8 protein-coding genes and 1 pseudogene are annotated in these 7,988 nt (G+C 43.3%); 3 read left to right on the top strand and 6 right to left on the bottom strand.

The window, feature by feature from the left end:
- Nucleotides 1-178, top strand: a pseudogene (locus tag ACK5MF_RS01735) (group II intron reverse transcriptase/maturase); the annotation flags it as partial.
- Between the two features lie 630 nt (nucleotides 179-808).
- Nucleotides 809-1,105, top strand: coding sequence for an integration host factor subunit alpha (gene ihfA, locus ACK5MF_RS01730; protein WP_416918759.1), 297 nt, complete (start codon nucleotides 809-811; stop codon nucleotides 1,103-1,105).
- 105 nt (nucleotides 1,106-1,210) lie between these two features.
- On the opposite strand, the gene ACK5MF_RS01725 is transcribed toward ihfA, so the two are convergent.
- The gene (locus ACK5MF_RS01725) at nucleotides 1,211-1,990 is read right to left on the bottom strand and encodes a RelA/SpoT domain-containing protein (protein ID WP_416918757.1); all 780 of its coding nucleotides are present in this window, start codon (nucleotides 1,988-1,990) and stop codon (nucleotides 1,211-1,213) included.
- Nucleotides 1,991-2,323: 333 nt separating this feature from the next.
- Between ACK5MF_RS01725 and ACK5MF_RS01720 the strand changes: the two genes are divergently transcribed.
- Nucleotides 2,324-2,971: a thiopurine S-methyltransferase gene (locus ACK5MF_RS01720; protein WP_416918755.1), complete on the top strand. Its 648-nt coding sequence runs from the start codon at nucleotides 2,324-2,326 to the stop codon at nucleotides 2,969-2,971.
- A gap of 54 nt (nucleotides 2,972-3,025) precedes the next feature.
- Here ACK5MF_RS01720 and purT read toward each other — a convergent pair whose 3' ends face one another.
- The 5 genes from purT to ACK5MF_RS01695 all read right to left on the bottom strand — a co-directional run bounded on the left by purT (nucleotide 3,026) and on the right by ACK5MF_RS01695 (nucleotide 7,952).
- On the bottom strand, nucleotides 3,026-4,201 hold the full coding sequence (gene purT, locus ACK5MF_RS01715; RefSeq protein WP_416918753.1) for a formate-dependent phosphoribosylglycinamide formyltransferase: 1,176 nt from the start codon (nucleotides 4,199-4,201) through the stop codon (nucleotides 3,026-3,028).
- Between the two features lie 102 nt (nucleotides 4,202-4,303).
- Nucleotides 4,304-5,617: a ferric reductase-like transmembrane domain-containing protein gene (locus tag ACK5MF_RS01710; RefSeq protein WP_416918751.1), complete on the bottom strand. Its 1,314-nt coding sequence runs from the start codon at nucleotides 5,615-5,617 to the stop codon at nucleotides 4,304-4,306.
- A 207-nt stretch (nucleotides 5,618-5,824) separates the two neighbouring features.
- Complete coding sequence (gene cdd / locus ACK5MF_RS01705; protein ID WP_416918749.1) at nucleotides 5,825-6,712, bottom strand: cytidine deaminase; 888 nt, start codon at nucleotides 6,710-6,712, stop codon at nucleotides 5,825-5,827.
- A gap of 197 nt (nucleotides 6,713-6,909) precedes the next feature.
- The gene (locus tag ACK5MF_RS01700) at nucleotides 6,910-7,587 is read right to left on the bottom strand and encodes an LrgB family protein (protein ID WP_416918765.1); all 678 of its coding nucleotides are present in this window, start codon (nucleotides 7,585-7,587) and stop codon (nucleotides 6,910-6,912) included.
- A complete protein-coding gene (locus ACK5MF_RS01695; protein ID WP_416918747.1) occupies nucleotides 7,587-7,952 on the bottom strand; it encodes a CidA/LrgA family protein in 366 nt (121 codons plus the stop codon). The genes ACK5MF_RS01700 and ACK5MF_RS01695 overlap by 1 nt, the downstream gene beginning before the upstream one ends.
- Nucleotides 7,953-7,988 lie beyond the last annotated feature (36 nt).

Here is a 7,988-nt window from a genome sequence, read left to right as displayed (position 1 = left end):
GCTTGGATATAAGCCGCCGTTTAGATTTATCCGAATGAGTAGTTGGAGAAATGCGCAAAGTCCTCTAGCCAGTTATGCGATGCCAAACCAATGGTTCAACGAACTGGGGTTGGTAAATCTTGAGCAAGTAGGAACAGGGTATGTGTTTAGCAATTATGCTGAATGGAAGTATGCATGAGCCGTATACGAGGTCCGTACGTACGGTTCTGTGAGAGGGATGAGGCGGTAACGCCTCACCCTACTCGATTTTAGACCTAGGTAAAAATGTGATCAGATTGAACATCGGTGGAACAGCGAATGGGCGTCGAACACAAACACGCATGAATTCGTCCCTGAAGCTCCGCCGAGCCATCCATGGCTCGGAGGGTTTGCTTATCGATGCCCATTCACTGATCAGAAATTTTTCTAGAACGGTATTATTGATTGTGAAAGGAATTCAAAAAATTGCCTGCAAATTGGCAAAAGTATTAATGTCTTGATAAATAGCTAAATTATTTTCATGAACAACAGAAATTTTTGACAATCATTTATTTGGAGTAAAGTGTCTTAATTTTAATTTTTGTTGAGATATTAATTTGTGTAATTTTAAATTGTTGTTATTTTATGGTTTTAAATGTGGTTGTTGTCGGTTTTATATGCGTTTGATTTGATGGCATTTGAGATTTAGGTCAAATAAAAAAGTTGGCGAAAATCATAAGCTTGGCATACACTTTTCACGTAAAGCTGATATGTCGTTGATTGGCTAAACAAATTTGCTCTGGCGCTGTCGTTGGACAGCAAGGTTAAACATAGCTTTGAGGGAAGTTTTATGGCGCTCACAAAGGCCGAATTGGCTGAAAACCTGTTCGAAAAACTTGGGTTTAGTAAACGGGATGCCAAGGATACGGTTGAAGTGTTTTTCGAAGAAATTCGCAAAGCACTAGAAGGTGGCGAACAGGTAAAACTCTCCGGTTTTGGTAATTTTGATTTACGTGACAAGAATGAACGTCCTGGTCGAAATCCAAAAACGGGTGAAGACATTCCGATTACCGCTCGACGAGTTGTTACGTTCCGTCCGGGGCAAAAGTTAAAAGCCCGCGTTGAGAACATTAAGGTCGCGAAATAGTAGCCAGTATTAGACCACGCCCAGTTGCGTGGTCTTTTGTTATCAGTCGATCAATGAATCAATCAACCATCTGTTACTGATGTAGTAACAGGTGGTTGAATCGTTTTAAGCCGCTTGGATATGAGTAGTAATGTAAGGCTGCCAAGCCTGTTGGTAGAGATTCTTTGATTCGCTACGAATACGATTAATTTTGGCTGCTTCTAGTGAGGTATAAGATCGCTGCTCTCGTTTAGCGAGACGTTCAATGTGTTGAACTTGTTCATACAGCTCGTGTTCAGCACCGTTCTTCACATCTGCAATTGCTTTTAAGTGAAATTGCACTTCAGCAATGATGCCGGTTTTCGGTAACTCAACAAGAATGTTTAAGTCACGATAACCTGATGGTGCAGGGGTCTTAAATCGATTCTTCACTTTTACAATGGTTGCTTCTTTACTGAGCGCTTCATAGGCATCCATCAGCCTAGATACATCGTTGGCTACGATCGTTGCTCGCGCTAAGTCTGTGATACGAGCTGTTTCTCCATCGAGTTCGGTATTTACTTTCTCCTTCGCTCTATGCGCCGATTTTACACCGGCAAAATAAGCTTCCGTTGATGTTAATAGGGCCGTGCTTTTGCATAGCGTTTCCAACTCTGCTTGCGCGTAGTGTGATTTGCTATAAAGAATGTCGAAATCATCGTATGGTTGATATACGCTTCCTTCGGTCGTTGAGATAGCATACAAGCCGCTTAAGCTATGTTTGAAGCGCTTGGATGACAGTTGATTTTCAAATTCTCCACCTTGTGCTTTTGACGGCATGGGCATGGTCGGTGGTACAGCCGCAAATGCCGGTGCTCGGCTCAATACTAGAAGCATTAGGGCCGCGGTACGTAGGAACTGGCTCATTCACTCTCCTTGGTTTGTGCTGAAAAATCAAAAGTGGCATCTAAAGGCTCATTTTTCAGATTACAAACGTAAGACGCTGTACTAGAGATATGGAGTTACAACTGCCCGATTCAATCTTCTTCGCTCGCTTAATATTGTTATTGTCTAGTAGCTCACACTTTTAGCTAGTGTAAATTCGCCCGTGTAAATAAGAGTCTAAACAGGAGGTTAGAGTTCCCACTAAGCTTGTAAAAGAATGTTTCGTATTATGTAAAATGAGATTTGACTATCTCTGCAAATGAGAAATGGGTACTCTTACGAGCTAATAATCGTAGACACATTTTGAGAGTATTGATGAAAGATCCAGAATTCTGGCACAGCAAATGGGCATCTAACCAGATTGGTTTCCACTTAAATGATGTCAACCCGCTGTTAATGGACCACTGGCACAAAACAGAGCCTAAAAGAGAAGAAAAGGTGTTTGTTCCTTTATGTGGCAAAAGCGAAGATCTGGTCTGGCTGGCAACAAAACATGACGAAGTCCATGGCGTTGAACTAAGCACGATTGCGGTTCGTTCATTCTTCGCTGAGCATTTTTATACTCCGCTAGTGATTCAGGTAAACGCGCATCATGAGCTATATCAGTTTGATGAACTTTCCATTTATAGCGGTGACTACTTTACTGCTCCCGTGGGTACATACGACATTGTTTACGACAGAGCAGCACTCATCGCGTTCCCAGAAGAGATGCGTAAACAATATGTTGAACGCCTTAAGTCATTATTGAATCCGGGTGGACGAGTTTTACTGGTGACACTCGATTATGAACAACACGAAATGGCCGGTCCGCCATTTAGTGTCCCTCAAGTTGAAGTCGAAGCACTGTTTGCGGAATATCATGTGGAAAGGGTGTATCAAGAGATGGCGAATACTCAGCATCCAAAGAGAGCGAAAAAAGGTCTATCTAGATTTTCAGAAGAGGTTTGGCTGATTAAAAGCTAACTCCAGAAATGAAAGAACCCAGCATTTTGCTGGGTTCATTTTAACGTATTGGGCTTAGTAAATAATCTTCACTGCTTGCGCACAGTCCAGCGCTTTATCTACGGCTTCAGTCGTATCTTTACCACGAGCAAGAGCCACGCCTAAACGGCGGCGACCATCAATCTCTGGTTTCGCAAATAGGCGAATTTGCGACTGAGGAATAGACAGAGCTTCAGCAATGCCATCAAAACGAATGTTGGTCGAAGTGCCCTGGCCGAGAATTGCCACCGATGCAGAAGGACCGTATTGAGTAATTTGACCTACAGGCATACCAGTAAATGCGCGCACATGTAATGCAAACTCAGAGACGTCTTGGGAGATCAATGTCACCAATCCTGTATCATGTGGGCGAGGAGATACTTCGTTAAAGATAACATGGTCGCCTTTTACAAACAGTTCAACACCAAAGATGCCATATCCACCTAAAGCGTTAACAATTTGCTCAGCAACGTATTCTGCCGCTTTTAATGCGTTTTCAGACATTACTTGTGGTTGCCATGATTCACGATAGTCACCATCTTCTTGACGATGCCCAATTGGGGCGCAGAAGTGAACGCCGTCAACCGCGCGTACGGTCAACAGAGTAATTTCGTAGTCGAAGTCGATAAAGCCTTCAACAATTACCCGACCTGCACCCGTGCGACCACCTTCTTGTGCGTATTTCCACGCTTTGTCGATGTCTGCTTCAGTTTTGATGACGCTTTGACCTTTACCCGAAGAGCTCATTACTGGCTTGCAAACACATGGAATACCAACGTGCTGTACTGCAGCAACGAAATCTTCATAACTATCTGCGAACTTAAACGGTGATGTTGGCAGAGAGAGTTCTTCAGCCGCTAAGCGACGAATACCTTCACGGTTCATGGTTAAACACGCCGCTCTCGCGGTTGGAACCACGTTCAGCCCTTGTGCTTCGAGTTCTACTAACTTTTGTGTAGCGATAGCTTCAATTTCTGGAACGACGTAATCAGGTTTTTCTAGTTCGATAATCTTCTGAAGTGCTTCACCATCTAGCATATTGAGAACATGGCTGCGATGGGCTACTTGCATCGCTGGTGCATCTGCATAGCGGTCACAAGCGATGACTTCAAGACCGAGACGTTGGCACTCAATTGCCACTTCTTTGCCAAGTTCTCCAGAACCAAGTAAAAGTACACGGGTTGCGTTGTCACGTGTAGCAGTCCCAAACATAGATATTCCTTTTAATGATGTGGTAGTAGCTAAAACTGCCGCCATGATACTGGAATATGTTAGAAAAGCAAACGTTTGCGTAAGTCTTCTCTGCCTTTGGTTTTATCGCATTACAAAGCGTTCAGAGTGGAAGTTTTGTTTGTTTAATCCTAACTCTAAAAGCCTATCTTTCAGTATATTGCCAAAGTTTATTGGCCCACAGAAACTGACGCTTGCGTCAGAAAGGTCGACAGTTTGAGCCACTCTGTCAGCACACAAAAACTCATTGTGACTTGCGGTATAAACATGCAAGTGAACAAACGTCAGTTTACTGACTAATTTTTGCAACATTTTGACAAAATAGGTCTGATCATCGTTGTCTCGGCAATAGAAGAGCTCAACGTGTCTGCTAGTAGAATGAGGCAAGTGAAGTAATTGATTTAACCACGCAATAAACGGAACAATGCCGATACCTGCACCAATCCAAACTTGCTTTGATGTGTTTGGAATGTGGAAGCGTCCATAACCGCCTTCCACAGCGACCTTTCTACCGATCGCAAGGTTTTCATAGAGTTCATGAGTATAGTCTCCGAGATCTTTAATCGCGAACTCTAACTTTTGATTATGAGTATCGTAGCTCAATACCGAAAAAGGATGTGGAGCTTCACTATCGTTGAAGTTAACGTAAGCAAACTGACCGGCGCGGCATTTCATCGAACTTTCCAGTTTCATTGTTACATGCAGTACACGAGATTGACTGGCGTTGTCATGAATGCGTTCAATGTCAGTCACCTCACCATTCACAATTCGGGCTCTGCCTATGTAACCTGTCAACGAGATCACAGCACAGATTGAACCAACAATTGCAGCAACCCAGATAACAGAGTTCAAGCCAACCGAGCTCCATTGGTAATCCAGTAGCAATAAGCCGTGGAAAGACCCTGCAAGGAAGATTGCGCCAGCAATTTTATGTGTAAGGCGAAATTTTCGATAACTAATTGCTTGAATTAGGCTAATCGCGACAAAGGCAATAAAAATATAGAACGTGTATTCCCCAACCGCTTTTGCCCAGTGAGTCCAGTTAATCCCTTCTGCTAACCCACCTAAACGTTGGCGTCTTTGTTGACCGGCTATCAATCCTAGGCTCACTAGCCATTTTGGCAATTCGATCAACACCCAGTGCATAAGTATAGTAATGAGTGCTCCTATACCCATTTGCTTATGCATGGCATAACCTTTGTCCAAACCGTGTACAAACTCTTCTATCTTTGGAATACGCATAGCCAGTAACATTGCCACCGCCATGTACGCAAAGCCAAGCGCACCTGTGAGAATCGTGAGCTGATGGCGCCAATAAAAATAGTTGGCATCAGATGACCATGTCAGTAGCACTGAGGGTAGCCACAGCAATATGATGAGAGAGGTGATCTTTTTCATGACAATTATTCCACATATTTTATATGGTTTAATTGTAAATCTGTTGCTGTGACTGTGAAATCGACTTTATGTTGTTTTACTCACATTGACTTTTGTTGACGTATTGCATTCTCTATAGCGAAAACACAAGTCGTTAAGGTCGAGTGAAGATGGGGGATAGTTGGAGAGACAAAAAGCCAGACAACCGTCTGGCTTAATACGCTCTGATTAAAGCGCGATATAATTGACTGCTAACTGTGGATTGAGCGAGGCAAGTGTCGCTTTGGTATCCACCAAGTGGCTTACACTGCCTTTGTTAAGCTCAGCCAGTGCTGCGGCTTCAATATTGTCAAATGACTCTCCCGCCATACGCATCTGAATCAACGCTACTTGCAGTGGCGGGAGGCTAGGGTTGAACGCTGCGTTTTCTGCATAGGCGCCCAAATAACATTTACCGGATGTTGATTGCAACGCTACACCACTCAGGTTCTCTGAATATGGTGCATAACTGGTATTTAATGCTGAAACCGCCGATTGAACCAGAGGATTTGAGTCTTCACAGCTATAGCCATGGTTATTCTTATGCATCAATACCGTCGTGATGCCTAAGTCAGCAGGACCGAAAGATTCCGGTAAATAGTATTGTAGTGAATTAGCGTCACGTTTGGGCAATTGAATCATCAAGCTTTTAGCGGTAGTCAGCTCATTCATGAACTGGCGGCAATGACCACATGGGCTGTAGTTAACCGTAATATCATGGATGCCTTCTTCACCTTTGATCCATGCATGGCTAATAGCCGCTTGCTCTGCATGGATGGTTTGTCCCATTTGTACTTTGGAAAACTCCATATTACCGCCGAAGTAAATACGGCCAGATAATCCACGAGCTAATGCACCAACATAGAATTTCGAAATAGGCACGTAAGCAAAAGCGGCAGCCAGAGGCAGCAACGCAATACGAAGGTCTGCATCACTCATTTTCGAAACGGAAAGAAGCTGATTAAATTGGTCAGGAGATAATGTTGCGTCAAAATCATCAGCGAGTACGATAGGCGCCAAAAACGTTGCTATCGGTTGTTGCGTGTCTGCTAATGCCTGTTCAATACGGCCTTTCATAGATATTCCTAATTAATACATTGAGCTTTAGTGTAGGGGAATAGGCTAGATTTACTGAGACTATTATCACGTTATTAATTGTAATAAATTGCATTATTGCATAATTAGAGTGAGGTCACACATACCATAACCTATAGCTAAGGCCCAGAATAAGTAACAAGTACTTTCTGAGCCAAATTATACTTTATGGTAGTCGATTAGTTAGCAAACCAAAGAACAAAAGAGTATGCATACGAGGCAAGAAGCGAAGTAATAACCCCACATACGACTAATGCAAGTGAGCTAAAAGCCGCGTCTCTTTGATCTTTTTCTGCACAAGTTGCAGTACCTAACGCGTGAGATATCGTCCCCATTGTTAAGCCTCGAGCAATTGGGTGCGTGATATTGAGCAGGTTGTAGATTGGGTAAGCCATAATCGCGCCAAATACACCCACCAAAAGTACCATGATGGCAGCAATTGCAGGTTCTCCACCTAAGTGGCTAGAGACTTCCATGGCGATAGGAGTGGTTACTGACTTACCCATTAATGCGGCAATTAACGGGATATCGACATGCATAGATACTGCAATGAGCCCTGCTGTCAACATAGATAGCAGACTACCTACGCTACATGCGAGCATAATGGTTTTCCAATTGGCACGAATTTGAGGCAATTGTTCATACAGAGGATATGCCAGTGCAACGACGGCAGGCTGAAGTAAATAGTTCACCCATTGGTTATCTTGAGCGTAGGTCCCGTAGGGAACTTCAAGCAAGATAAGAATTGGAATGATAACACCAATGCTGATTAGTAACGGGTTTGCAAAAGGAGAGTTGATTTTGCGAGCTGCCCAACGGGCAAAAAAGAACACGACGATGGTGACTAATAACCACATCATTCACCTCCTTTCTTTAGTAAACGATCAAGAGAGAAAGCGAGAAGCACAAGTACAATCGTTGTACCACCAATAGCGCTGGCTAAGATTGACCAAATGTTGCTGATCAGCATATCGAAATGCACCATCAGTCCAACACTGATTGGGATGAAAAGCAGAACCATATAGCGAATAAACAAGTTGGCACTGGGTTTTACCCAAGCTGAAGGCAGTAGCCCGCTTGTCATCAGTCCAAACAAGATCAACATACCAATGATGCTGCCCGGTATCGATATATCCAACCAAGACTGAAGGTTGTTCCCTGCCAGTAAACAGAGAAAGATCATTCCCATAGAAACGAGATATTTAAGTGCGGTTTGAGCCATGAAACGTTGTTGCCATTAATAAGTACATAGAACCAG

Origin of the sequence: Vibrio sp. (assembly GCF_047973365.1) — a bacterium.
Lineage (GTDB): Bacteria > Pseudomonadota > Gammaproteobacteria > Enterobacterales > Vibrionaceae > Vibrio.
The sequence above is the reverse complement of the archived record's forward strand: the minus strand, read 5'-3'. Positions and strand labels throughout refer to the sequence as shown.

Bases quoted from the DNA above. Each gene is read 5' to 3' on its own strand.
- purT (WP_416918753.1), bottom strand. From the start codon at position 4,201: ATGTTTGGGACTGCTACACGTGACAACGCAACCCGTGTACTTTTACTT.
- ACK5MF_RS01700 (WP_416918765.1), bottom strand. From the start codon at position 7,587: ATGTGGTTATTAGTCACCATCGTCGTGTTCTTTTTTGCCCGTTGGGCA.
- ACK5MF_RS01725 (WP_416918757.1), bottom strand. From the start codon at position 1,990: ATGAGCCAGTTCCTACGTACCGCGGCCCTAATGCTTCTAGTATTGAGC.
- cdd (WP_416918749.1), bottom strand. From the start codon at position 6,712: ATGAAAGGCCGTATTGAACAGGCATTAGCAGACACGCAACAACCGATA.
- ihfA (WP_416918759.1), top strand. From the start codon at position 809: ATGGCGCTCACAAAGGCCGAATTGGCTGAAAACCTGTTCGAAAAACTT.
- ACK5MF_RS01695 (WP_416918747.1), bottom strand. From the start codon at position 7,952: ATGGCTCAAACCGCACTTAAATATCTCGTTTCTATGGGAATGATCTTT.
- ACK5MF_RS01720 (WP_416918755.1), top strand. From the start codon at position 2,324: ATGAAAGATCCAGAATTCTGGCACAGCAAATGGGCATCTAACCAGATT.
- ACK5MF_RS01710 (WP_416918751.1), bottom strand. From the start codon at position 5,617: ATGAAAAAGATCACCTCTCTCATCATATTGCTGTGGCTACCCTCAGTG.